A 23435-nucleotide genomic window follows, 5' to 3' on the forward strand; every position below is an offset into this window, starting at 1 on the left:
ACTCCGTTCGCCTGGAGAACGACCCCCGGGAACCCCCAGGGCGGTACGACTCCCCGTCAGTCGTCGGATGGTGCGTAGGCCTCGCCGACGTGGCGGAACGCGCTGCGCAGCACGGCGCGCACGTCCGCGACGCTCTCCCCCTCCTTGAGGTGGAGACACTTCACGGTGTGCCGCGTCACCGCCATGGCGGTCGCGGCGACCAGCTGCGGGCGTTCGTCCTCCGGGGAGGTGCCCGTCCGCTCGGCGATCGCCCGGGACAGCTCCTGCTCCACGTTGTGGAAGCGGCCGAGCATGCCGGGCACCAGCTGGGGCTCGCGTTCCATGAGCCGCTTGCGCAGGAGCATGGCCTCGCGGTGGGCGGCGAGCCCCTCCGAACTGATGAGGGAGGCGGTCAGCACGGTGATGAGGTCGTCGACGAATCCGCCGGTGGGGCCGCCCTCGACGAACACCCTCCGAACCTCTTCGTCGGGGGCCGCCGGAACGTCACCCAGGAGGGCGTCCTCCTTGGTGGCGAAGTAGTTGAAGAACGTGCGGGGGGAGACGTCGGCCTCGGCCGCGATCTCCTCCACGGTGACGTGCTCCAGACCGCGCTCCAGCGTCAGCCTGACGGCCGCCTCCTGGAGAGCGCGGCGCGTGGCCTGCTTCTTGCGTTCGCGCAGCCCCATGGTGTCCTTCCCGTGCATGCTCAATAGTTGCATGTCATGCAAGATTTCTCAATGTGTATTGTTTCACTCCGCGCAAAGGGAACGGCTCCGCCCGAGAGCGGAGCCGTCGATCCGTGCCCGGCTGACTACATCTTCGTCGTGTGCAGGGGGCGGACGTACACGACCACCCTCTCGTCCTCGGGCCGGTGCCACGGGTAGGCGTCCTTGTCGAGGTACTTCTTGGCCAGCGCGTTGATGAAGGCCAGGTCGGTGTCGTCCTCGACCCGGTCCACGACCCCGCGCACCTCCACGTACCGGTAGGGGTTGTCGGGGTCGACGGCGGAGATCGCGATGCGGTTGTCGCGGTTCAGGTTGCGCAGCTTCTGCCGGGTCCTGGTCTGGCTGAACTTCAGGAACTCCCCGTCCCAGTCGATCCAGACCGGGCTCGACTGGGGTTCTCCCTGTGGGCCGATGGTGGCCACGTGCCCGAACGCGCGCTTGGTGAGGATGTCCTGACGGTCCTCGGGAACGGCTGCCATGGTTGTGCTCCTCGTCGTCGGCTGAGCTGACGGTTCCGAGTACACCAACCGGCCGGGGAGGCACCAAGAAGGCGGAGGCGTCGGCGCGCCCTCAGGGTCGCCACGGGGTGTGAATCCACTGCACTGCACCGGCTGTGGTATCCGGTAGGATGTTGGCTTGGTGGCGTACCCCCAGGTCAACTGGGGTGGGTCACGGGGCCTTAGCTCAATTGGCAGAGCAGCGGACTTTTAATAAGCGTGGTTGCGCCGTTTGGCCGCGATGAATTCGCAGGTCAGGGCGGGTGTGCTGGACAATCCGGGCAGCCGTTCCACCTCGGTCTCGCTCGATGTGCGCTCTTCAGCCTCGCCCGTGCTTCGAGGTCCGCGAGAACCTCGTGAAGGTGCGCTCCGCGTGCGGCCGTGACGGCCCCGCCGTTGGCATCCACCGCACGGCCGCCAACGCCCACAGCCGCACTGAACCCTGGTCTTGTGGCCGGGTGCGGCCATTATGGGCTTGGTTCCCCGGAATCCCCTATCGCACCATGCGTACTGTGCTTTCATGAAGGTCCTCGACGAGTCCGTGTAGCTTCCCTATATCGAAGGATCCGTGATGGTTGACTGGGCTGCCGCTGCTACTGCTGGAGCCACCGCGATCGCCACCGCTGCCGGTACTGGGCTCTGGGAGAATGTCCATGCGGGGTTCCGAGGCTGGTTGTCCAAGCTCGGAGACACGAAGGCCGAAAAGGCTCTCCAGCGGTTGGATGCCACGGTGATCGAGATCGAATCTGCCCCCGAGGACCAGATGGTAAGGGATAAGGTAAAGGTCGCATGGCAGACGCGGTTCGAGGACTTCTTGGAGGAACTCGACGGAGATGAGCGCGATGCCCTCGCCCAGGAGCTACTTGAACTGGCGAGGCGGGCTGAGGAGGAACAAGCTCGGTCTGGGGCTGTGTCCGGGGATCACGGGATGGCAGTCAGGGGCGACGTCAACATCACCGCTCAAGACCAAGGGATCGCGGTCGCTCACAACGTGGGTGGCATCAACTTCGGAAACCCTCCCCGGCCGGGGCAGGAGTAGAAAGCGCAGTCTCCGGCTCCGGGGCAGGTCCCACACCCCAGCCTTCCGGTCTGACGGGAATGGCCGCGATCGCTTCCGGTCAGGGTACTGCGGTCAACTATCTGGCAGGAAACATCTACGCCCCCCGCTACTACGGCCACAGCAAAGTGTCCTGGCCGGTGGTGGTTGGGGTGATCCCTGCCGAGTCCGAACATTACCAGCACCGGCCCGTAGACGACCAGATCGCCGAAGCTGCGCATGACAACTCCACAGCGCTAGTGGGGCAAGTGGTGTCCGGGATGGGCGGGGTCGGTAAAACACAACTGGCCATCCACTACGTCGATATGCTGTTGAGAGACGGTGCTGTGGATCTAGTGGTGTGGATCCCGGCCGATCGACGCGAATCGATTGTGCAGACCTACGCTGAAGCCGCCCACACCGTGCTTACAGGAAGGGTGGATGAGAACTCCGAATGGGCTGCCAAACAGTTCCTCACCTGGTTACAGAACACCGATAAACCGTGGTTGGTTGTACTCGACAACCTTGACGACCCTGATCAGGCCAAGGGGCTATGGCCGCCCACACCCCGGGGAACGGTACTCGAACGACCCAGAAACCGGGTTCTGGGCAGGGCCGTGGTCACCACCCGCCGCTCTGACCTTCGTCCGCCGACCGCAGGATGGATCGTGGTCCCAGTTGACACCTATACGGCTGAGGAGGCTCTTGAGTACGTTAGGAGTGCTTTTGGAAGCATGACCGCGCCTCCCGTGAAGGAGGAACTTAACGAGCTGATCGAAGAGCTCGGTTATCTTCCGCTGGCTTTGTCGCACGTGGCCGCCTATCTCACAGAGCCGACCAACCACCTTGATTGCGCTGACTACCTGCGTCGGTTTCGTGAGGGCAAGAACGCCCTCAGTCGGCTCATGCCCCAGCAAGGGTTGCCTGAGGACTATCCCTGGACAGTGGCCACGACCTGGGCGATATCCATCGAACACGCCAATACCCTCGAACCCCAAGGGCTGGCCCAACCTCTGATGAGACTGATCAGCGTTCTCGATCCCGCAGGCATCCCCATGAGCTTGCTCACCACGGAGGCGATCCAAGACTTCCTCGCTGTTAACCTCCCCGAGCAAGAGAAAGCAGAACCGTCTGCCGATGAGATCGAAGATGCGCTAAGAGCACTGGAACGCCTTCACCTTATTTCTTGTTCCGGGCAAGGAAGCGACACTTCGATCGTGGTTCACCGACTCGTTCAGCGTGCTACGCGAGACCACCCTGACACCTGCCCTGACGACGATATATTCCACACCACCATAAAGGCAATTCGAGAGATCTGGCCCGACATAAGGATCAAGCAGAGTTCTGCCGGAGTGTGGAGGGGCAACATGATCAGACTTGCCCATCATAGCTCCTCGCTTCCCGCTAAAGAAACATTTAAGAGTATAGTCGAACTATTCGCAAGAATGGTTGATCAAGAACTCTTCTGGGAGCTGTATAGAATTCTTCTTTCTGGGATGTTGGGCAAGAATGAAGTCGCACGCATGATTGAACATCATCTTGGTGCTAGACTCCTGCGCCTGACTCTGGAGACTCCCGAAGAATTCGTCATTCGAGCCAAAGCGGCTCATGCTCAAGGCGAGAAGGGGGACCCGGAAGGGGCTTCCCGTCTATTCAGAGAGCTTCTCGATGACTGCCAAGAAGTCCTTTCCTTAAATCACCCAGACGCCATCACATTGCAAGATGCAACCATGTACTGGAACACGCGGGCGGGTGTGTAGAATACATCTTTCGACAAGGTTTCCCTGAGTTGAGGGCGGCGAGAGCCTGAGTATATCTCATAGGTCGAAATCATGAATCTGCGGATTAAAGGTCATCTTCCAATTGGTGGTCGGATCCGAGTGTGGCCTCCAAATCTATCATGTTCGCTGCTCACAACATCCCCATGATCACGGGCTCCTCATGTGTCCGGGTGTGTCCATTGGCGGGCACATCTCCCCTGAATTCTTTGTCGCGCTGTGCTGGATTGTGATTCCATGAAGGTTCTTGACGAGTTCGTGTATCTTTTCTAGATCGAAGGAGCTTTCTCTGGTGGTTGATTGGAGCGCTGCTGCCACTGCGGGAACCACAGTGATCGCTACCACGGCCGGGACCGAACTTTGGAAGGACCTCCGAAATCGCCTGAAAGCCTGGTTCACCAAACTCGAGGGAAAACGGGCACAGACTGCTCTCAAGCGACTAGATGCCACAGCCAAGGCAGGGCCCCGGAGTTCTCGCGTTTCAGATCCATACGGACTGGTCTCGGGTGATGCCGTGAAGTTCGAGGGCCTTGTCCGGGTTGGTGTGGGTTCTGCGTCCTGACTTGAGGTTCTTCCACCCTGCGGCGGTCAGCGCTTGGCGGACGATGCCGGTCAGGCACCCCAGCACGACCGGGGCGGCTCCGGTGCGGGTGCGGCGTACGTCCTCTTTGAAGGTCACGTCCCGCACATAGTGCACCTGGTTCTCCACCGTCCAGTGCCCGCGGGCGTGCGCGGCCAACTCTGGGGGCGAGACCTGGTGGGCGTCCAGGTCGGTGACGGCGAAGACCACCTCGCGGCTGCCCTTGACGGTGCCGTGCCGACGGCGGTGGCGCTCGATTCGCACCACCTGACACGTCCCGGGGAAAGCCAGCCCACCCGCTGCGGTGACCTTGACAGAGCGGCGTTCCTCCCTTCCGTGCGCGTGGGTGGGTCCCTCGGAGTGGGCCAGGGGCACCTGGCTCCAGGGCAGGGCGGCCAGTTGCTCGTGCAGGGTGGGGCGGTTGCCCTTGACGTAGATCAGGTAGTGGGCGCCGCGTGTGAGCAGGTAGGTGGCGTGGGCGGCCACGGTGTGCAGGGCGTCGGCGGTGATGAGCGCCTCCTGGAGTCGGTTGTCGTCGAGCTAGTCGAGCAGGGCGGTGAAGGCACTTGTCTCGGCGCCTTTGCTGTGGATCTGCGTGCAGGCGGCCACGGCCGCGTCGTGGTGGCGGGCGGTGTGGAAGACCACCGAGGACGAGCGTTGGCCCTTCCTAGCCCGGGCTCCGCGCTGGGTCTTGCCGTCGGTGGCATAAGCGGTGCGGCGGGGCGCCTGTGTCCGGGGGTGGTGCCTTTGTTGGTGGTGGGTGCGGCGGTGTTCGCGTTCGGGTGCTCCGGTGGGGGTGCGCGGCGAAGTTTCTTTCGGGGTGGTGCGCTGGTCCAGGACGGCCAGTCCGGCGCGGGCGAGCTGGGCGGGGGAAAGACGGGCGAGCAGGTCCCTCAGGGTGCGCTCGTCGGGGATGTGGACCTGCTGGGTGAAGGGGGTACACGGGCAGGCCCAGGGGCAGGAGGACGCGGCGGGGCGCGTTGTGGGCCCATTCGATGATGGCGCAGGTGGTGTCGTGGCCCGCGCTGGTCAGGGCGCACACGCACAGGGCGAGCAGGGCGGGCAGGCCGTAGCGGCGGCCTCGTGGGTCTCGTGGGTCGTCGATGGTGGACAGGTGGTCCATCAGGTCGGGGGTGGGTTCGCCTGCGGGGGTGGGTGGTTGCGCGGGTGGGGTTGAGGAGAAGCACGGAGTGCGGGAGGATGACACAGCGGGCATGCGGCCTTACGGATGGTGGTTTCTCGACAACTCCAGGATCCTTCAGGTCCGTGCCCGTTTTCGCATGTCAGGGGCCGGTCATACCCCCACGGCCCGCTCTTTTCCGGCCTTCGTGCGTTCTCTGGCGAACCGCGAGAACTCCGGGGCCCTGGTGGGCCCCTGTGGCCGGGTGTGGCCGTTACCGGGCTTGATTGCCCCAACCCCCTGCCACCCCGTGCGGGATGTGCTTCCATGAAGGTCATTGACGAGTCCGTGTACCTCCCCTGCGACGAAGGATCTTTCTCTGATGGTTGACTGGGCCGCCGCTGCCACTGCTGGAGCCACCGCGATTGCCACCACGGCCGGAACCGAACTCTGGAAGGACCTCCACACCCGCCTGAAGACCTGGTTCACCAAGCTCGGAGGTAGGAAGGCCGATAAGGCTCTTCAACGGCTGGACGCAACGGCGACCGAGATCGAGTCCTCACCCGAGGATCAGGGTGTGCGGGACAAGGCCAAGAGCACCTGGCAGACACGGTTCGAGGTCTTTCTGGATGATCTCGAAGATGACGAGCGTGATGCGCTCGCACAGGAACTACTGGAGCTGGCGAGGAAGGCCGAACAGGAACAAGCTGGGGCTGGTGCTGTGGCCGGGGACCACGGGATGGCGGTCGCGGGCGATGTCAACGTCACCGCCAAAGACCACGGCATCGCGGTCGCCCACAATGAGGGCGGCATCAACATGGGAAACCCTCTCCAGCCGAGGCGGGCCAAGAAGGACTAACCTCCCGCCCCGGAGAACACACCGCACCCTCCCCTCTTACCTCTGGCGAGACAGCCGTGTCCGCTTCCGGACATGGGATCGCTGTTGGCCAGCAGCAGGGAGACATATACGCTCCGCGCATTTACGTAGAGCGGGAACTGTCCTGGCCTGTGGTGGTCGGGGTGATCCCTGCCGAGCCCGAGCACTACCAGCGTCGTCCCGTTGACACCCACCTTGCCGGAGTTGCCCAGGACAGCGCCGCGGTGGTGCTGGGCCAAGTGGTCTCGGGAATGGGCGGGGTTGGTAAGACCCAGCTCGCCGCCCACTACACCCGTAGCCTGCTGGGAACGGGCCAAGTGGATCTGGTGGTGTGGGTTACGGCCGCAGACCGGGCCTCCATCGTCCAGACCTACACCCAGGCCGCCCACACTCTCCTCCCCGGCCGGGTGGCCGATAACCCCGAACAGGCCGCCCAGCAGTTCCGGGGCTGGTTACAGAACACCAGGAAACGCTGGCTGGTGGTGCTGGACAACCTCGATGACCCTGACCAGGCCCACGGGCTGTGGCCTCCCACTACGACCCAACGATTCACACCCGACAAGCTAGGAAACCAGCGCTGGTGGAAGCTCTTCAACCGGGTAGTGCGTGAATCGTCGCGAGCGGATGCGCCTCAGGGCCGAGTGGTGGTCACTACCCGCCGCGCTGATCTTCTTCCCCCTGGTCGTGACCGGCTCATTGTCACAGTGAACACATACACCCCCGATGAGGCCCTGGGATACCTCACTAACGCCCTCCAGGACCTCGCCATCGCCCCAGCGAGGGAGGATTTGCGGAATCTAGCCGAGGAACTCGGGTATCTGCCTCTGGCGCTGTCGCATGCAGCTACCTATCTCAACGACCCGACTAGCCACATTAATTGTGCCGACTACGTGCAACATTTCCGTAGTCGTAAGGATGCCCTGTACCGGCTCCTCCCTCAGAAGGGGCTGCCTGAGGACTACCCCTGGACGGTAGCCACTACTTGGGCGATTTCTATCGAGCACGCCAACACTCTTACTCCTCAAGGGCTAGCCAAGCCACTGATGCAGTTGATTAGCTTACTCGATTCCGCTGGTGCCCCACTGCAAGTATTGACAGCACCACCAGTTCTTGTCTACCTGGCAGCGTTTCATCACGAGAGCAGTAAGCCAACTGTCGAAGATGTTGACGACACACTATCTACCCTAGAACGCCTCCACATCATCGCACGTGCTCGCCGCAAGGACAGCGTTCTAGGGGTCATGAATTTAATAACTTCACATCGAATAGTCCAACGAGCCACACGAGACCACTCTGATACACGTCCAAATAAGGATTCGGCGAGCACCGCGGCCGATGCACTCATGGGCGCATGGCCTGATACAGCCCATGCCACTTCCTATGGGCAGACTCTACGATCCAACGCATTTGAACTTATCAAATATTCGAATGATCTTCTATGGGGATATTGTCCTCATGAGATATTTGCCCACCTTGGAGACAGTCTTGGAAGATCTGGATCCCCCATTGAGGCCATCACTCAATTAAAGAGCATCCTCGTAAAACTTGAAACCCTATTGCCAGCAGACCACCCAAAAATCCTACTTATTCATGAGAGAATCTCTCGCTGGGAGGGGGAAATTGGAGAACTGGCAGGCGCCATCGACCGTCTCAAAATGGTTGTCAACGAGAGATCAAGAGTCCTTGGCGCTGACCATCAGGACACTTTGGACGCTAAGTGCTACTTGGCAGAATGGCTTGCTGAAGTCGGCGATATTGATCGAGCAATTGAACTTTACTCAAGCGTCGAACGAGACTTTAGGCGCACGCTCGGAGAAAGCCATAAAGACACTTTAATTTGTCAAATTTCCCTCGTGGAAGTACAAAGTTTTAGGCTGGGCCCGAAAGAATCAGAAAAAAGACTCCGGGAGTTGACGGAACTCCTGCAGGAAGAGCTTGGTCCTGACGACCCAGAGGTCCTTTTGTCTCGGATGAGTTGGGCAGACTGCCTGGGGGACACGGGTGATTTGATTGGAGCAGTAGAAGTCTACATAGATATCCTAGATCACATGAAACGTACTCTTGGAGAAAATCACCCAAATTATCTCACTGCCCAACACAATCTATCTCTCCTGAGGGGTGCCTTGGGTGAACATGCGCAGGCAATGAGCAGTCTTTCTAGGGTCAGAGACCGTAGAGTGCGAATCCTTGAGAAAAACCATCCTGACATTTTTAATTCTATTTCTTGCCACGCAGAGTATCGAGGCATTTCTGGTGATATAGATGGTGCTATAGAATCATACTCACAACTGCTGGAGCACATGTATCGAACGCTACCTCCTGGGCATTACGAAATACTTACGGCTCGCAGAAATCTTGCTAATTGGATCGGAAAACAGGGTGATCCGAGGAAAGCTTGCAATCTACTAGAGGAGATCGCTAAAGAAATGAGCTCCACTCTAGGATGTATTAACCCAGAAACGGTGCTAGCGCGCCAGGACTGGGCTCGCTGGAGTGGAGAATCCGGTGACCCTGGGTACGCCTTTGGTGTGCTATTTCTCTTGTTTCTTGACTGTGTCAATTTCCTGGGTATTGACCACCCTGTCACCGATTCAACTATATCGATGCTTAGGTACTGGCAAGGCGAAGCTTACGGCTGTTAAGTATGCTGATATCTCTTGTTAAATGGGAAAATGTGGAGAATTTAATCCCGAAGAGACGGAAGGCAAATTGTCGCGCTTGAAATGGAGTAGGCCCCCAGGGGCTCGAACCCTGAACCCACGGATTAAAAGTCCGTTGCTCTGCCAATTGAGCTAGGGGCCCGCGATCCGCCTCGGGCCCAGGGCCCTGGCAATCGCCGGAGACCACTCTACCGCAGCAGCACGGGATCTGGGCGGTTGACCCGGGCGAGGACACACCGCCTGTCCGCCACACTGACGCCGCACCAGCTCCTACCCGTGGCGGTACACCGGCGACAGCGGAGCGAACACCGAGCACACGAACCAGGCCTGGGAGCACAAGCCCCCGTCAGAGCCGGGGCACACCCGAGTACTCCAACAGGGGCTGCGCGGCGGGTTACGCGTTCGCGCCACCGGGTTTGAGCATGGCGGCGGTGGCTTCGGCAGCTGCCTTGGCCACCTCGGGGAACACCGTTTGGTAGGTGTCCTGGGTGAAGTGGGTGGTGGCGTGACCGAGTTCGGCGGAGACCACCTTGACATCGACCCCGGCGGCCAGACTCATCGACGCCGCCCCGTGGCGTAGCCCGTGCAGATCGATCGGGGGTAGCCCCGCCGCCCGGCTGATGCGCTGGAACCAGTCCGTGACCTGGGCGGGGTGCCAGGCGGACCCGTCCTGGCGCGTGAACACCAGCCCCGAGTCGACCCAGTCCGCTCCGGCGGCGAGCTTGGCCTCCAACTGGCGGTGCCGCCAGGCCCGCAGGATCCTCACGGTGCCCGAGTCCAGGGTGATGGTTCGTTCACCTGCGGCGCTCTTGGGTGTGCAGGTGTGGGTTTTCCAGCCGAGCTGGACGATCTGGGTGCGGATGTCGATCTCGCCGTCGCCCATACGAGTGTGGGACCACGGCAGACCGACCGCTTCACCGCGCCGCAGTCCCTTGACCGCGATCAAGTGGAACAAGGCGAACAGCCACGCGTACTTGCGGGCGTGCTTGAGGAACCGGATCGTCTGGTCCGGGGTCCAGACCATCACCTCACCGGGAATGGTGCCGTCCTTCTCCCACAGGGCCACCCGGTCCGCGGTCCACACCAGTGGCTTCTTCCTCGGACATGAGGGCAGACGGGCGTGGGAGGCGGCGTTGACCACCACGGGCAGGTCCGGGCGGCGCACCGCTTCGGAAAGGGCGCTGCGCAGCGTGGCGCGGATGCGGTGCTTGGTAGACAGAGACACCACCCTCCTGCCCCGCACCGAGGCCACGACCGCCGGATCACCGGACTCCCGGCACTCCAGAATGAGTTCGTTATCCTCCTCGATCCCGGCGAACATCGCCTCCACGTGGCGGGCCTGCAGCTTGTCCAACCGGATCCGACCCAGGTGAGGAACGAGGTGGTTACGGATGTGCCCGGCGTAGGAGCGGCGGGTGTTGAGGGTCAGCGCGGGCTTGCCGTCCAACCACTCGGCCAGCCACTGCTCCACAGTGGGAACTTCGGCCCGCACGTCCACACCCACGTTGATGCGGCGTCGTACCTCCTCCAGGGCGGGGAGTGGTTCGCGGGCCTTGATCGATGCCTGGACCAGGTCAGCGATCTGCATCAGGGTTTCGGTGTCCTCCTCTGCCAGCGCGAGCAGAGCCCGGATGTGCTGGAGGGATTCCACGGCCTTGTCCTGGGAGTCCAGTCCGACCCTGCGTGCTTGGCGTCGCTTCCCCTCCCTGGTGGAGGGCAGTTCGATCTGGAACGCCCACCGTCCGTGGGTGGAGCTCCAGGCGCCGGAGCGGCGCCGCAACAGGGGGCACTTCGCACCCAAGAGCTTGCCAGTGTCCTCGTGTCGGCACCCGCACCGCTTGAAGGTGGAGCCTTCATGGGCAGCCATCAACGACCTTCTTCCTCGTCGTTTCCGTCACTGCGCGCACCGCATCCGCAACCCGCTCGGCCGATGGTGTTGGGGTCCAGACCAAGGTGGGACAACAGCCCGGCGGTAGGGATCCGCCATTGACGGCCCACCCGATAGGCGGGAGCGGGAAACTCCCGGGTCTCCAGAAGTGTGTAGACCACTGTCCGGCTCATCCCGAGAAGCCGTCCAGCCGTGATCGGGTCCACCCACACCGGCAGATGCCTGACCTTGTCCAGCGTGATCGGAGTCGTCGCCTTCACCTGTCCCACCTCCTCACCATCGTTGACATGCACGAACGTGGTGCGCGGCCCCGCACGTTGCGGGGCAGGATGCATCCACGCTCGACCTCGCCGAGGTGGTCAAGCGGATTCGCTATGTTCGCCAGCGGTTTCACGCTCCCCCGTTCACCACCCGACCGATTTGGGTGGTATGTCGTTTTCCCTGGTCGGGCCCGTAGGCGGCCTGTGTCGTCCCCGCGCCCCCCGTCCGGGGGTCTGGGCCAGCCCGGGGCGGTGGGGCCGACGTGGGGCGGTACAGCGCCCCACGTCGGCCCCGGTCCCCCAGCCGCTCCGCCCGCGACCGCCGGGGCGTGTTCCCCGCCCCCGGCGGTGGGTGTGGGTCAGTCCGGGCGGACGTGGCCCGTGTAGGTCAACCACGCCCGGTACTGGGCGCGGACCTTCTTGGGGATCGCCACCACCCGGTACCGAGCGCTGCCACGAACGTGTTCGACCACAAGGTGCTCCCCCTCCCAGGTGGGCATCGCCCCCAGCACGGCACCGACGCGGGAGACCTCGGCGAAGGCTTCGGAGTCGTGGTCGGTGCGTGGGAAGTAGGCCAGGTCCACGCTGGTGTGTGGGCTGATCGGCAGGTCCGGGTGCGCTTCGAGGAAGTCGGCCAGCTCCCGCAGGTCCGCGATGACCTGGGAACGCCGCTCATCGCTGGCGGCGTCGCTAAACCGGCCGGGGACCTGGCTCTCGTGAGAGGCGAGGTCGTTGTGGTGGTGGGTCATGCCGCCTGGGCCTCCTGTTCGCTCGTGGGGTTGGTGAACACCAGTGCGTCCTCGTGCTGGATCACGTGCACCGGAATGCCCGCCTTGCGCAGGCGGCGGGTCTCGATGATCTGGAAGAACGACCCACGGGACACCAGCTCCCCGTCGCGCAGCGCGCACAGCAGCGCCACGCACCGGTCGATCTGCACCAGCCCCGCCCGCCTCCCTGCTTCGGCCACCTGGCCGGGGAAGTCGACCAGGCGGCCTTCCTTTCGGTAGGGGCGCGTGGTGACCACGACCACCCCATCCGGCGCCAGCAGCGGGCGGCACGCCGCCAGGATCCGGGCGAAGGAGCCCAACAGGGCTTCGGGTTTTTGGTAGGCGAGGTTGGCGACCTTCTCGTCCCGGCCCCGGGCGTAGGTGTGGGCGTACTTCTCCACCGCGGCGGCGCCGTCACGGCGGGACCGGACCTGGCCGTGGGTCATCGACCCGTACGGGGGCGAGGTCAACACCAACCGCACCCGCCCCGTCAGAGGTGAGTCAGCCAGTTCGGTGGCGACTGCGGCACCTTCTCCGGTGTGCACCGTCCCTTGGCCGAGTGCCCCGGTGACGGTGGCGGTCTCCAGGTTCAGCCGGGCGGTGGAGGCCCACTTGGGCTCCAGCTCGATGCCGACCGCGTCGCGTCCGAGGTGGACGGCCTCGATGAGGGTGGTGCCGATCCCGCACATCGGGTCCAACACCACCTCGCCGGGGCGGGTGTAGGTGCGGATGGCGTGTTGGGCGATGGCGGGCAGCATCTTGGCGGGGTGTTCCACCGACAGTCGCGAGTACCTCCTTCCCCGCTGCTGGCGGGCCTGCTGCTGCCCCGTGATCCACACCGACCAGCCCGCCCCCGCGAGCTGGTCCTGTTCGCCGAGGTGGTCATGGCCGCGGTCAGCGAAGGTGAGGTCGTTGTCGTAGTGATCCTGGGTCATGCGTCCACCTCCCCACGGGTGGCCGCAGTAGTGGTCCGGTACCGCTTCGGGAGCCGGAACACGGACACGTTCAGGTGCGCGGGCGAGGTGATGGAGGCCGCTGCTTCGGCGACCGAGGCCGGCAACCCCGCGTCGACCTCGTCCTCGCCCAGATCGGGATCCGGGTCGAGGTCGCGGCTTCGGACAGGGATGGTGGCCCCGAGTCCGGCTTCGCAGATCGGGACGGTCACCGCGATCACGTGCTGCACATACACCAGCCCCGCGCACGCGGCGGCCCGCACCACCCCGGGGGCGGGATCCACCACCTCTCCGGTGGGGGCGTGGCCGATGGGGGTGATGACGGCGACGATCCCGCCCGGGCGGGTGATGGTCGCGGCGAAGGTCACCCGCGCCCGGGTCCGCCGATCACGGCCACGAGGGTCTTCACCGACGACCACGGGCAGGACCGTGACGGCCAGGTCGGCCCAGGCCACACCGAACACCGTGACCTGCTCGCCTTGGTCGTGGGCGGTGCGGGCGGGCACCTCGGCGGAGCGCCCCCGCAGCTTCGCGATCGCCGCCACCCGCCCGGGGGTGCCGGTCAAATCGGCGACCACCTGCCCGGGGCGCGTGTACTCGCCTACCAGGCGGTGCGCCAACCGGTCCGGCACCACCTCCCCGCCCGTTCCCGCGTCGGGTGCGTGGTGTGGGGTCGGTGCGCACGGCCACACCGCCAGCGGCGGTCGGCCCGTGGGGGTGTCGTAGCTCTGGTGTGTCATCAGGTGCACCCTCCTTCTCTTTCGCCCTGATGACCTCCTAGGAAGACGCCCCCACCGCGAATGCGACACCGGCCCCGGAAAAGTTCGCAAGAAAGCTGAAGGCCCGGGACCCACACCAGCCAGGCGCTGGTGTGGGTCCCGGGCCTTCACCCGGTTGTGTGTGGTCGCCTCAGTCGCCTGTCCGGTGGAGGCGGCAGGGGCACCCGGCCTCCTGCAGCACGTCCCTTAGCAGGAGGGGCAGGGGGAGGGCGATGATCACCGCGAGGTGGTCCAGCGGGGTGCCGTAACAGCACCGGCCGGTGGCCGCATCGTGCACCGCGAGGTGGTGGCCGCACGCCCCGCACACCGTCCCCGGGCCGGTCTCCTCCCGGTGCACGACCCCGGGCCACCGGTTCTGGACGTAGTAGGTGTGCAGCAGCCGGTGGGTGCGGTTGACGACCCCCACCAGGGTGACGGTCACACACAGGGCGGCCAGGGTGGCGGTGTACTCCCATTCCACACAGCCGAGGTCGGGCCAAGGCCACACGTCATCAAACACTTCATACTCCCTAGGGGTATTTTGAAGGTGGGGGTGTGGGATCGTGTTCGCCCACACCCCCGGGGCGGGTTGTTAGTTCGCGGCCTTGGCGGACCGGTAGCGGCGCGGGCGGTCGCCGGTCTGTACCGCGTGCCCCTCCTTGGCCAGGCGGGCGAGGTTGTTCTGGATCGCCCCGATCGACCGGCCCTGCAACAGGTGGCTGATCATGGTGGCGGTGAACTCCTCACCCGGGTCGGAGTCGAGGATGGCGCGCACCATCAGCTTCAGTTCGCCGGGGGCGAGCCGGGTCGACCCGCTGACCGGGTTCACGTCCTCTGCCGCCGTGGTCACGTGGGTTCGGGGCGAGGCCGTCCGGGGCTGGGGCGGGGTGGCCGGTGCCGGGGCGGGCTGGGTCGGAGCGTCCGGGGTGCGCGAGGTCGTCGTGGCCACCTCCTCGACCGGGCCCTCCTCCGCGTGCGCCGTCGACACGAAGTCCTGCGCCCTCACCTCCGGGGCAGGCGTGACCGGGGCGGAGGCGGTGTCCGCCACGGCTTCCGGTTCTGCGGGTACGGCGTCGACCGAGTCCCCTTCGTGGTCCTGGGCCGGGGAGGTGTCCTCACTGTCGGTGGTGTCGGCGTCGGTGGAGGTGGCCGCCTGCCAGGTGTCGGGCAGGCGGCGCTGTCCGTCCCGTCCGCCCGGGGTACGCACGGCCAGCCCCTCCTTCTCCAGACCCGGGAGGTACTTGCCCAGGGTTGACCTCGCGATCCCCGCCTCCTCGGCCAACGCGGTGACGGTGACGGGTTCGGGTGCCTGGGCCAAGGTGGCCAGGATGAGGTCGCGGGTGCGGGTAGCAGAACGGCGCGGAGCCGACGCGGTGGTGGTCATGGCAAACGGATCCCTTCGCGGAGCAGCGGTGTGTGGTGGGGGTCGCCCCGCCTCGTGCGGGGCGACCCGGTAGAAAGCGGTGGTCAGGTGTGGGTGCGGCGCAGGTGGGCGTCCACCTCGGCCCGTACGCGGTGGGCGTGGGAACTCGCGGTGAACTGGTTGCGTAGCGCCTTGGGCCACCCGGTCACGTGACGCCCCTGATCGGTCACCTTGATCAGGGACAACCCGCCGGTGGCCTCCTGGAGGGGCATCTTCACGGTGACCGTGACCGTCGGGTTGGCGCGGTCGACATAGCGGTCAACCACCATCCGAGTCGTGGGCCGCTGGTAGATGCCCGGGTCGGCGTACCGGTGGTAGTAATGCGGGACGGCGGTCAGGTCGAACCCGTAGCGCTGCATGTGTTCGCGCATGCGTGTGACGACGAACCCGGTCCCGGCCAGGTCCTCCAGGCGCTCGGTCATGGTGTCCCAGGTCGATTCGTCGACCGCATCCACCAGCTTCTGCCAGCCCCGGTCGGCGTACTCGGCGGTGTAGTGGGCGAGGTTGACGACCAGGTCGTGGTAGCCGAACACGATGAAAGAGGTCTGCTGGGCCGGGTCGAGGGTGCGGGCGTGAGTGACGTAGTAGTCCCGCTCATACAGGTCAGCGATGATCACCCCGCCCGGACCGATCCGATCCAGGGTGCGCAGCATCCGGCCGGTGATCTGGGCTCCGGCGAACCAGTCAGCGATCGTCACATGAGGTGTGTTCTCGAACACGGTGAGTCCCTTCGTGTGGGCGCGCCGAACCACACGCTCGGCACGCGGTTATGGGGTAGGAGGGGCCGCCCCGCCCCTCAGAGGGGCGGCCCCGGGTGGTGTCAGCGGGCTAGGACTCCAGGCACGGCAACACCTCGCGGACCGTGTCGTGCAACACCTCGGCGGTGGCGTCGACGCTGTCGGCGGTCAGCTCCCCGGACCCGTGTGCCAGCGGTCGGGTGTAGGCCTGGTACACCTCGAGGGTGAAGGGCAGGGGCGGCGGGCCGAACGCGGCGGGGAACAGGTTGAGCGTCACGGCCATGTTGGGCGTGTACACGTAGGAGTCAACGACGGCCCCGTCCTCGCGGAACCAGGAACGGGCGTTGATCTCGAACCCCTGGGCGCGCATGGCCTGGCGCATCCGGATAACCACCGGGTCGACCCGTACGGTGTCGGCCAGCCACTCGTCCATCATGTCCAGGACGGTGTGGTCGACGTTGTGGGCCACGTCCTTCCAGGTGAACCCCTCGGGCTTGGTCAGGTCGGCGACCAGGTCGGCGTAGCCGTACACGATGAAGGTCGACTGTGAGGCCGGGTCCAGGGAGCGGGAGTTGACGACCCGGTAGCCTCGTCGGGGCACGTCGGCGACGATCACCGCCTGGCGTCCCTTGGCGTGCAGCTTCTTGAGCAGGCGCTCGGTGATGTGGGCGTGGGCGAACCATTCCCCGGCGGTGTCGGTGGTGATTCCTGCGATCACGGTGAGTCCCTTCGTGTGGGCGCGCCGAACCACACGCTCGGCGCGAGATACATGGGTGGGTGAGGCCGCCCCGCCCCGCCCCTCCGGATGGGGGCGGCCCCGGATGGTGTGTGCGCGGTTAGGGGCGCAGGTCCAGGTGGGCGCGGGCGCGCATCGGGGCCTCCCTGACCGGGTCGGGCACCCCGGTGCGGGTCAACGGCACGGGCCAGGCCCCGACCGGCTGGCCGTGGTCGAACATGGTCAGCAAGGCCCGGCCTCGGGTGGAGGTGTACTGCACCGCGCAGGTGGTGAACGTGATCCTCGGGCGGTCGCGGAACGTGTAGGTGTCGGTGACCGTGGTCAGACTGCTCTGGGTGCGTTCGTAGACCGGCCGGCGGTTCAGGTTCATCCCGTGCAGGCGCATGTCGTCGCGCAGGGCGCGGATGAGGGTTCCGGTGCGCAGGGACCGGTGGGCCCAGGAGTCCAGGCAGTCCCAGGTCTGCTCGGTCAACGCGTGGGCGATCTCGGCCAGGTCGCCGTCGTAGTGGTCCAGGTCCCCGGCGAGGTCGCCGTGGCCGTAGAGGATGACGTTGGCGCGGTTGCCCGGGGCGAGCATCTGGGCGCGGGTGGTCTCGATGACGTTCTGGTTCAGCCCGGCGGTGATCAGGGTGCCCGGACCGGCGTGGCGCAGGTGGTCGAGCATGTCGGTGGTGACCTCCTGGTCAGCGAACCGGTCACGCATCGTACGAACAATGGACACGGTGAGTTCCCCTTCGTGGGCGCGCCGAACACAGCGCTCGGCGCGAGGTGTGTGGGTGGAGGGGGCCACTCCACCCCCGTCGGTGGGGTGGCCCCGGAGGGTGTGGTGTGGTTAGCCGTTCAGGTCCAGGGCCTGCCAGACCGTGCCCGCGATCAGGTCCGAGACCGCCCGGTAGGTCAGCGTTCCACCGGTGTCCAGGGCCAGGTCCGCCACCGGTCGCGCCTCGTCGATCGGGTCATAGCTGAGGATCCGGGTCGGCCCCTGAAAACCCCAGGTGACCGTCACCTCCGCGATCCGGTCACATCCGGCCAGGCGGTAGTAGTCCGTCATCCGGGGCAGTCCCCGGGTGTGCGGCTCGATGGTGGGGGCCGCCGTCAGGTACACACACCAGTCGGCCAGGTGGCCGCGCAGGTCCTCACACATCAGGTTCATCGCGCGGACCTCCGGCCACGTGGTCAGCCAGTCGGTGGCGATGTCGGTCAGGTCCTCGGCGAGGTCGTCATCGGTGGCCTCGGTTCCCTGTGCCGTGTAGAGGTCGGCCAGCTCGCCCAGCCCGCGCTGGGAGGTGATGATCATCCGGGTCGGGACGATCGCCTTGCGGGGCAGGACCGCCTCAACGTTGCCCGTGTCTTCATCCCAGGTCAGGCACGTTCCGGGCGCGGCCTCGCGCAGGGCTGCGATGTGGTCAGGCGTGATGTGGATCGGCGTCCGGTAGGGCATACTCGTGCTCACAGCACACTCCTTCAATGGGTGTTGTGTTGGGCCCGCATCCACCCCGACTCGGGTTGGTAGTTCGTGCCGGGTGGGCGCGGGTGTTCGGTTCGGCCCCGGGCGGCGGTGCGCTAACACCGCCGTGCGGGGTCGGGCTACAGGCCCCTACGCGGGCCGGGTTCGTAGGTCCGGTGGGCGTGCAGTTGGAACAGCACGCTCCCGAGGTCCTCGCGGTACCGTTCGGCCCGGGCGTGGTCCTCACCCGCCCGTCGTGCTGCCGGGCTGGCCGGTTGGGTGCGGTGCAGATGCACCGCCCGCCCCCGTGCGGCCAGCTCCCGACCGATGGCCTCCTCGTAGTCGGTGGCCAGCTCCCGGGCGCGTTGGGCCCGGGCCCGGTTGGCCAGCTCGGCGTCCGTCGGCGGTCGGGGCGGTGCGAATACTCGCCCCGCTATCACCGCGATAGCGCGCATGGTGCGCATTAGGTAAACCCCCTAGAATTGCCGGGTGTTTGCGTTTGGCGGTCCGAGGTTCACTTGGTTGACCGGTGTTTGTCAACTCGTGTCGCGAACCTTTTTCCACCCCCCCGGGAACGGTGTCCGTTTCCGGGGCGGAACCCAAGGTGAACTTGGGTGGCGCGGGTTTGTCAACTCGCGTCGCGGAAGAATCTTCCGCCCCGCCCCGGGCGGGTGAACCGCCCCGGGGAGCACGCCAATAGGAACTTGGGCGGGGAGGGGTTGTCAAACCGTGGCGCGGGCTTTTTCGAGGAAACTTTTCGACGCGCGACCACAGGGAAGAACCGCGCGTGCGTGAGGGCATCCGCCAGGCGGGGGTGGGCGATCATGATTTTTATGCGCACCGCCGGTCTGGGTGATCATAGAAAAGGCACACAACGGGCATTGTGTGCCTGTGGTTGTTTTTATGAGTAGTGGAGGCTGGGAGGAGGAGGGAGGGGTGGGTGGGGGAGAGAAGGGGGCGGAGCGGGGGCCGGGGCGGGCCGAGCCCGCCCCCGTGAGAGGAGGGGGCCGCCCGCCCCCTACGTGAAGATGACTACCCACTGGGTATAAGTCTGGCTGCTCACCTCATGCTCACATGCCGCTTGACCTGCGTAGACATCTACCCTGCCGCCCGCCTGGTTCGGAGAGGGAATCGGCTTACGGTTTGGAGTAGTCGCAGGAGTAGTCACAGGACACCCCAACGGAGTACGTTCTCAGATGCCGGACTCAGGCGCTGGAGGACGAGCTCGCACTGAGAAGGTTCTCCAGGAGGCGCCCGCTTTCTGCGCTCGGTTTCCTCTTGATCCTATGCAGAGATGCCTCGAGCTCCCGGAAGGTGCGCTGCACAAGATCAGATCGACCCAAGGTCGCATAATCCTTCATGATTTCCTGATGGATCGGCTCGTTGAACTCATCTATGGTGCGCGCCCGATCCATAAGTGACAATCGCGCATTCACGTCATCGGACTGCTTCGCGAGCAGCACTAGCGAATTGAAGCAGAGCGACATGTAGCGCGCCCGGTAGTCGGTGAACCACTGTTCGTTGACGTCGGACAGCAAAGGCCTCGCGCATGCATTGACAACTAGCTTCAGGGCGTCTTCGGGGGTATCGAAGCCGGACTTCTCTATCTCCCTTCGGATTTCCTCCACCTGCCGGACGTCGACATCAAAGATTCCGTCCTTGAGGAAGTACCGTCCGTGCTTCTGCGGGATGACGTTGTCTTGGGTGTCCAGGGCTTCGCGGAACACAGATCGCAGCGCCGAGACGGCATTGTATCGATCCTTCTTGGCCTTCTCCGCGCTCTTGTCCGGAGACAGGACCTCGGAGAACTCGGTTTCGGGAAGGCCCCCTGGTCGTAGCGCCAGCATGGCGAGCAGCAGCCGGGCACTGGACCGGATGCCCCTCAGCACGTCGCGGCCGTCCACCTCGCACACCAGACGCGGCGCGAACAGCCGCACCTGGACCTTGGCGGGGGCCTCGGGCTCCGCGGGGGTCAAGGGCGGAGTGGAGCGCGACGCTGTGTGTTCCGCGGGTTCGGCGATGTCATCGTGTACAGGGGTTTCCTGCTCGTCCTCGGCGAGCGGCTTCGGAGTCGGGGTCACCACGCGTGCAGGGGCAGGCTGGTCCTCGGTTACGCGAGGTTGACCAGGGTGCTCACAGTCGACCGTGGCCTTGGCGTGGTTCGTGTGGCCGAGCACGCACACCACCACCTTTGAAGAAGAGGCCAGGGGCGCGAACAGGGTCTCGTCACCGTCGAGGTCGGTGGCGTCGAGCATGACCAACCACGGTCCGGATGGGTTGGCCTTGTCGTCTGGGGGGTCGAAGTCCTCACCGTCGTCTCGTGCGGCGGCGAGCAGTTCCGCCTCCACGATGATCTGCGCTTCGTGGGCATCGGCGGCCACCTCAACTCCTGAAAGCGCTTCAGGTAGCGCTCCGTCCAGGGCTGTCTTGGCGGTAGGTGTGAGCACCGTACGCCCGGCTCCGTTGTTGATACTCATGGCCGCCAGGGTGTTCCGTGCGTGTGCACCGGTGAAAGCGAGTATCCCGGTACGACCGTCCACACGGGTCGTCTCGCTGACGAGGACATAACCGTCCGCATCGATGACCCCACGCCTCAGTCCGTCCGGGTCTTCCCACTGGAGATCACCTGTGTGGGACCCCGCCTTTCGGAGGTCGTGTTCTGGGGCCTCAAGGGTGAGGGGGTTCGTTCCGGAACCGGCTGGTCGACCGGACGAGGCCGCGCCTCGGCGCCGTCCGACCGCATAGCCGACGCCCAGGCCCACAGCCCCGGTCAGGGCCCCAACGCCCACGAGGCTGTGAGTGGCGTGGCCCGTCACACCCGTGCTGGGCGTCCCTTCACCCGCCTGCTCCCCGGCAGGGGGTCCCGCTGCGTCCTCCTCCTGCTTGGGTTCCGCAGAGGGAGTGGGGGCGGGTGTTTGACGTTGCACGGTGTAGGTGATCTCGACGCGGCGGTGCTCCGCGTCGGAGGCCGCAGGGTCCGCGGGTGGCTGGGTGGAACCCACACCGTTCGTCTGGATCTCCACCTGGTCGCCCAACTGTTCGCTCAACAGATCCGCGACCGCTTCGGCCCGCAGCTCCGACAGCGTCAGGTTGTATGACGGGTCGCCATGCGGGTCGGCGTGACCCGTGACGACGACCGGCACACCGGGCTTGCCGCAGTCCCTGATCAGGGCGATGGTCGATTCCAGCGAGCTGGTCATGGACGAGGTGAGTTCGGCTGAGTCGAACGCGAACCCCGCCAGGGTCCGGGCCCGGTCGAAGACCGTCTGCTCTTCCACCCGGTTCGCGCATGCCTCCGGTGACGCCGACATCGGCGCGGGTTCTGGCTCTGTCACCGATCGCTCCGCCACGGTGTCCGTCTGTGCGCTGGCCACCGCGCTTGCGTTGACGGCGGTCGTGCCGCTGGAGAGCAGGACCCACAGCAGGCGCACCAGCCCGACCCGAGGTGCCAGTCCCCGAACCAACGCGATGACGTCGAGCGCGACGATGACGAGGTGGGTGACCCACACTCCCCACAGAACGACGATGAGCGCGGCGATCACGACCTCGTCCGGGATACTCCCTCCGCGCAGGTATTGGAGGAACCACGTCCACGTCGTGTGTTCGCCCAGTGGCCAGTCCAACCGGGTCGCCGCGAACGGTGGGAGTACGAGGAGTACGACTGTCACCAGGGCTTCACCCGCGATGCTCCAGAGGCTTCGCCGCATACGTTTCCCTTCGGTTCTCCGTTGGACCGGATCCGGATGTGTGTGCCGTACCGAGTTGTCGGCGCTATCTCGGTGGCAGCGCGGTCGCGGTGGCCTGTGCTTCGATCACACGAGCGCCGATCGGCAGCAGGTCGGGGGAGTAGGTGACACGGGCCAGGACCACGACCCGGTCGCCGTCGACGTACACCCGTCCCGTGGCGCCTTCGGAACGGAGGTGGCCGCTTGCGGCCTGTCGAGCGCCGTCGTCGTCCATGACCGGCGAGCCGCGGTTGATGGTCGCGTTCGTGTCGAGTTGGTGGGTGCCCGCGCGTGCGGCCTCGTGCGCGGCCGTCATCAGGTGGGACTTGACGACGAGCATCTGTCCGGTTTCCCAGACGAACGCGAACACGATGGCCACGACGGGCATGAGCATGATGAGGAACACCGATGCATGGCCGTCGTCCCCGAGGTGGCGCGTTCGACGTCCGACATTCGTGATCTCTGCTGTCATGGGACCTGCTCTCGGTGGGGATCGGTTGACGAGACGGCCGTGGCTCGCAGGGTCCGCTGGCCACCGAATCCGCCCAGGTCCACCACGCTGACCGTGCACGCCACCTCCACCTGTGTGGGGCCTCCCGACGCGAACCGAGCCGTGTCGACCGCGACGGTGAACGGTGCGCAGACCACCCCTCGATCGGCCAGTTCCCGAACGGCGGCAGCGCGAGCGTGGGTGCGGGCGGCGGACACGTCTCGCTGAAGGGACGCGGACCTGGCCGCAGCGGCAGCGGCGTCCTGGGTGATCAGAGCGGCGGAGACCTGACGCCCCGCGATCACCATCAGCACCAGGGCCAGTAGCACCACGGGGACCAGGAGCACGAGTTCCACCGACGCGCTCCCCGCATCCCCGCGATGTCGAGCGCGGATCGCACGCCGAAGATGGACGGTCATGGGGTGAGACGCTCGACCGGGCCGGACACCTCAGAGCTGACCGGCATATCCATCCCGGGAACCAGGCCCACAACGTTCCCCGTCACCCTCACCCGGGCCTGCTCCGACGTGCGGTGGACCTCCACGTCCATCCCTTCGAGCACCCCACCGCCCAACTGACGCTGCGCCTGCTCGGCCCGTTCGTACGCGGAGGCGGTGGAGCCGTCGAAGGCGCGGGCCGAAGCCAGGGCTTGGGAGGCGATCGCTCCGGCGCGGTGCTGGGCGTGAGCCCACATCCCCGCCTGCACCACACCGAGCACCATCACGAACACGACGGGCAGGATGAGGATCGGCTCCGCGCTGCCCCGATCACCCCGCTCTCCGCGGCACCGTTCGCCGAGAAGCAGGGGAAGCGGAGACCTCATCGGTTCACGCCCAGGTTGACCGACTCCGCAGCCGTGGTGAACTCCTTGGTCAGGATCCCGCCGACCACCGTGGCGATGGTGATCGACACGAGGATGATCAGGATCCAGTCCGTCGTCGCCGACCCCGCATCGGATGTGGCCGTGCGTGTCGGCCCCATCCATATGCGTGCACACCT

General features: G+C 65.3%; 24 protein-coding genes, 1 tRNA gene and 1 pseudogene. 4 read left to right on the plus strand and 22 right to left on the minus strand.

Going from position 1 to position 23435, the window contains the following annotated elements; genetic code table 11:
- Positions 1 to 56: 56 nt before the first annotated feature.
- Entirely contained in the window at positions 57 to 665 is a 609-nt protein-coding gene (locus KIK06_RS24670; RefSeq protein ID WP_026128260.1) for a TetR/AcrR family transcriptional regulator, read from the minus strand.
- Between the two features lie 125 nt (positions 666 to 790).
- On the minus strand, positions 791 to 1183 hold the full coding sequence (locus KIK06_RS24675) for a PPOX class F420-dependent oxidoreductase (protein ID WP_017602190.1): 393 nt from the start codon (positions 1181 to 1183) through the stop codon (positions 791 to 793).
- Between the two features lie 589 nt (positions 1184 to 1772).
- Here KIK06_RS24675 and KIK06_RS24680 point away from each other — a divergent pair.
- Together KIK06_RS24680 and KIK06_RS24685 are read left to right on the plus strand one after the other, a co-directional pair.
- On the plus strand, positions 1773 to 2240 hold the full coding sequence (locus KIK06_RS24680) for a hypothetical protein (protein ID WP_268645299.1): 468 nt from the start codon (positions 1773 to 1775) through the stop codon (positions 2238 to 2240).
- Between the two features lie 59 nt (positions 2241 to 2299).
- A complete protein-coding gene (locus KIK06_RS24685; protein ID WP_268645300.1) occupies positions 2300 to 3997 on the plus strand; it encodes a DUF7779 domain-containing protein in 1698 nt (565 codons plus the stop codon).
- A 499-nt stretch (positions 3998 to 4496) separates the two neighbouring features.
- Here the strand turns inward: KIK06_RS24685 and KIK06_RS24690 are convergent.
- Both KIK06_RS24690 and KIK06_RS29410 read right to left on the minus strand, forming a co-directional pair.
- Positions 4497 to 5111 (minus strand): annotated as a pseudogene (locus tag KIK06_RS24690) (ISAs1 family transposase); the annotation flags it as partial.
- Positions 5112 to 5262: 151 nt separating this feature from the next.
- Positions 5263 to 5811: a transposase family protein gene (locus KIK06_RS29410; RefSeq protein WP_442789799.1), complete on the minus strand. Its 549-nt coding sequence runs from the start codon at positions 5809 to 5811 to the stop codon at positions 5263 to 5265.
- Between the two features lie 286 nt (positions 5812 to 6097).
- On the opposite strand from KIK06_RS29410, the gene KIK06_RS24695 reads away from it, so the two are divergent.
- Both KIK06_RS24695 and KIK06_RS24700 read left to right on the plus strand, forming a co-directional pair.
- Entirely contained in the window at positions 6098 to 6574 is a 477-nt protein-coding gene (locus KIK06_RS24695; RefSeq protein ID WP_268645301.1) for a hypothetical protein, read from the plus strand.
- A 56-nt stretch (positions 6575 to 6630) separates the two neighbouring features.
- Positions 6631 to 9234, plus strand: a complete 2604-nt coding sequence (locus tag KIK06_RS24700; protein ID WP_268645302.1) for a tetratricopeptide repeat protein — start codon at positions 6631 to 6633, stop codon at positions 9232 to 9234.
- Positions 9235 to 9321: 87 nt separating this feature from the next.
- Here KIK06_RS24700 and KIK06_RS24705 read toward each other — a convergent pair.
- From KIK06_RS24705 to KIK06_RS24790, 18 genes are all read right to left on the minus strand, one after another.
- Positions 9322 to 9394: transfer RNA gene (locus tag KIK06_RS24705), tRNA-Lys, on the minus strand.
- A 252-nt stretch (positions 9395 to 9646) separates the two neighbouring features.
- Positions 9647 to 11119: a tyrosine-type recombinase/integrase gene (locus KIK06_RS24710; protein WP_268645303.1), complete on the minus strand. Its 1473-nt coding sequence runs from the start codon at positions 11117 to 11119 to the stop codon at positions 9647 to 9649.
- Complete coding sequence (locus tag KIK06_RS24715; RefSeq protein WP_268645304.1) at positions 11119 to 11475, minus strand: helix-turn-helix domain-containing protein; 357 nt, start codon at positions 11473 to 11475, stop codon at positions 11119 to 11121. Before KIK06_RS24715 ends, KIK06_RS24710 begins: the two co-directional genes overlap by 1 nt.
- Positions 11476 to 11759: 284 nt before the next feature.
- Positions 11760 to 12149, minus strand: coding sequence for a hypothetical protein (locus tag KIK06_RS24720; RefSeq protein ID WP_268645305.1), 390 nt, complete (start codon positions 12147 to 12149; stop codon positions 11760 to 11762).
- Positions 12146 to 13102 carry a TRM11 family SAM-dependent methyltransferase gene (locus tag KIK06_RS24725; RefSeq protein ID WP_268645306.1) on the minus strand — a complete coding sequence of 319 codons (957 nt, stop codon included), beginning with the start codon at positions 13100 to 13102 and terminating at the stop codon, positions 12146 to 12148. The genes KIK06_RS24720 and KIK06_RS24725 overlap by 4 nt, the downstream gene beginning before the upstream one ends.
- Positions 13099 to 13860 carry a hypothetical protein gene (locus KIK06_RS24730; RefSeq protein WP_268645307.1) on the minus strand — a complete coding sequence of 254 codons (762 nt, stop codon included), beginning with the start codon at positions 13858 to 13860 and terminating at the stop codon, positions 13099 to 13101. The genes KIK06_RS24725 and KIK06_RS24730 overlap by 4 nt, the downstream gene beginning before the upstream one ends.
- A gap of 169 nt (positions 13861 to 14029) precedes the next feature.
- Positions 14030 to 14398 (minus strand): hypothetical protein, encoded by a 369-nt coding sequence (locus tag KIK06_RS24735; protein ID WP_268645308.1) that lies wholly within the window; start codon positions 14396 to 14398, stop codon positions 14030 to 14032.
- A 72-nt stretch (positions 14399 to 14470) separates the two neighbouring features.
- Positions 14471 to 15262 (minus strand): helix-turn-helix domain-containing protein, encoded by a 792-nt coding sequence (locus KIK06_RS24740; RefSeq protein ID WP_268645309.1) that lies wholly within the window; start codon positions 15260 to 15262, stop codon positions 14471 to 14473.
- A gap of 83 nt (positions 15263 to 15345) precedes the next feature.
- Complete coding sequence (locus KIK06_RS24745; RefSeq protein WP_268645310.1) at positions 15346 to 15999, minus strand: hypothetical protein; 654 nt, start codon at positions 15997 to 15999, stop codon at positions 15346 to 15348.
- 130 nt (positions 16000 to 16129) lie between these two features.
- Positions 16130 to 16756 carry a hypothetical protein gene (locus KIK06_RS24750; RefSeq protein ID WP_268645311.1) on the minus strand — a complete coding sequence of 209 codons (627 nt, stop codon included), beginning with the start codon at positions 16754 to 16756 and terminating at the stop codon, positions 16130 to 16132.
- 118 nt (positions 16757 to 16874) lie between these two features.
- Positions 16875 to 17477, minus strand: a complete 603-nt coding sequence (locus tag KIK06_RS24755) for a hypothetical protein (RefSeq protein ID WP_268645312.1) — start codon at positions 17475 to 17477, stop codon at positions 16875 to 16877.
- Positions 17478 to 17606: 129 nt separating this feature from the next.
- The gene (locus KIK06_RS24760; RefSeq protein ID WP_268645313.1) at positions 17607 to 18227 is read right to left on the minus strand and encodes a hypothetical protein; all 621 of its coding nucleotides are present in this window, start codon (positions 18225 to 18227) and stop codon (positions 17607 to 17609) included.
- A 134-nt stretch (positions 18228 to 18361) separates the two neighbouring features.
- Entirely contained in the window at positions 18362 to 18676 is a 315-nt protein-coding gene (locus tag KIK06_RS24765; RefSeq protein WP_268645314.1) for a hypothetical protein, read from the minus strand.
- A gap of 750 nt (positions 18677 to 19426) precedes the next feature.
- Positions 19427 to 21928 carry an OmpA family protein gene (locus KIK06_RS24770; protein WP_268645315.1) on the minus strand — a complete coding sequence of 834 codons (2502 nt, stop codon included), beginning with the start codon at positions 21926 to 21928 and terminating at the stop codon, positions 19427 to 19429.
- A 64-nt stretch (positions 21929 to 21992) separates the two neighbouring features.
- Positions 21993 to 22418, minus strand: coding sequence for a TadE family protein (locus KIK06_RS24775; protein WP_268645316.1), 426 nt, complete (start codon positions 22416 to 22418; stop codon positions 21993 to 21995).
- Positions 22415 to 22792 carry a hypothetical protein gene (locus KIK06_RS24780; RefSeq protein ID WP_268645317.1) on the minus strand — a complete coding sequence of 126 codons (378 nt, stop codon included), beginning with the start codon at positions 22790 to 22792 and terminating at the stop codon, positions 22415 to 22417. The genes KIK06_RS24775 and KIK06_RS24780 overlap by 4 nt, the downstream gene beginning before the upstream one ends.
- Before the next feature lie 59 nt (positions 22793 to 22851).
- The gene (locus tag KIK06_RS24785) at positions 22852 to 23259 is read right to left on the minus strand and encodes a TadE/TadG family type IV pilus assembly protein (RefSeq protein ID WP_268645318.1); all 408 of its coding nucleotides are present in this window, start codon (positions 23257 to 23259) and stop codon (positions 22852 to 22854) included.
- Positions 23256 to 23417 (minus strand): hypothetical protein, encoded by a 162-nt coding sequence (locus KIK06_RS24790; RefSeq protein WP_268645319.1) that lies wholly within the window; start codon positions 23415 to 23417, stop codon positions 23256 to 23258. Before KIK06_RS24790 ends, KIK06_RS24785 begins: the two co-directional genes overlap by 4 nt.
- Positions 23418 to 23435: the final 18 nt, after the last annotated feature.

Origin of the sequence: Nocardiopsis sp. EMB25 (assembly GCF_026797795.1) — a bacterium.
GTDB lineage: Bacteria > Actinomycetota > Actinomycetes > Streptosporangiales > Streptosporangiaceae > Nocardiopsis > Nocardiopsis lucentensis.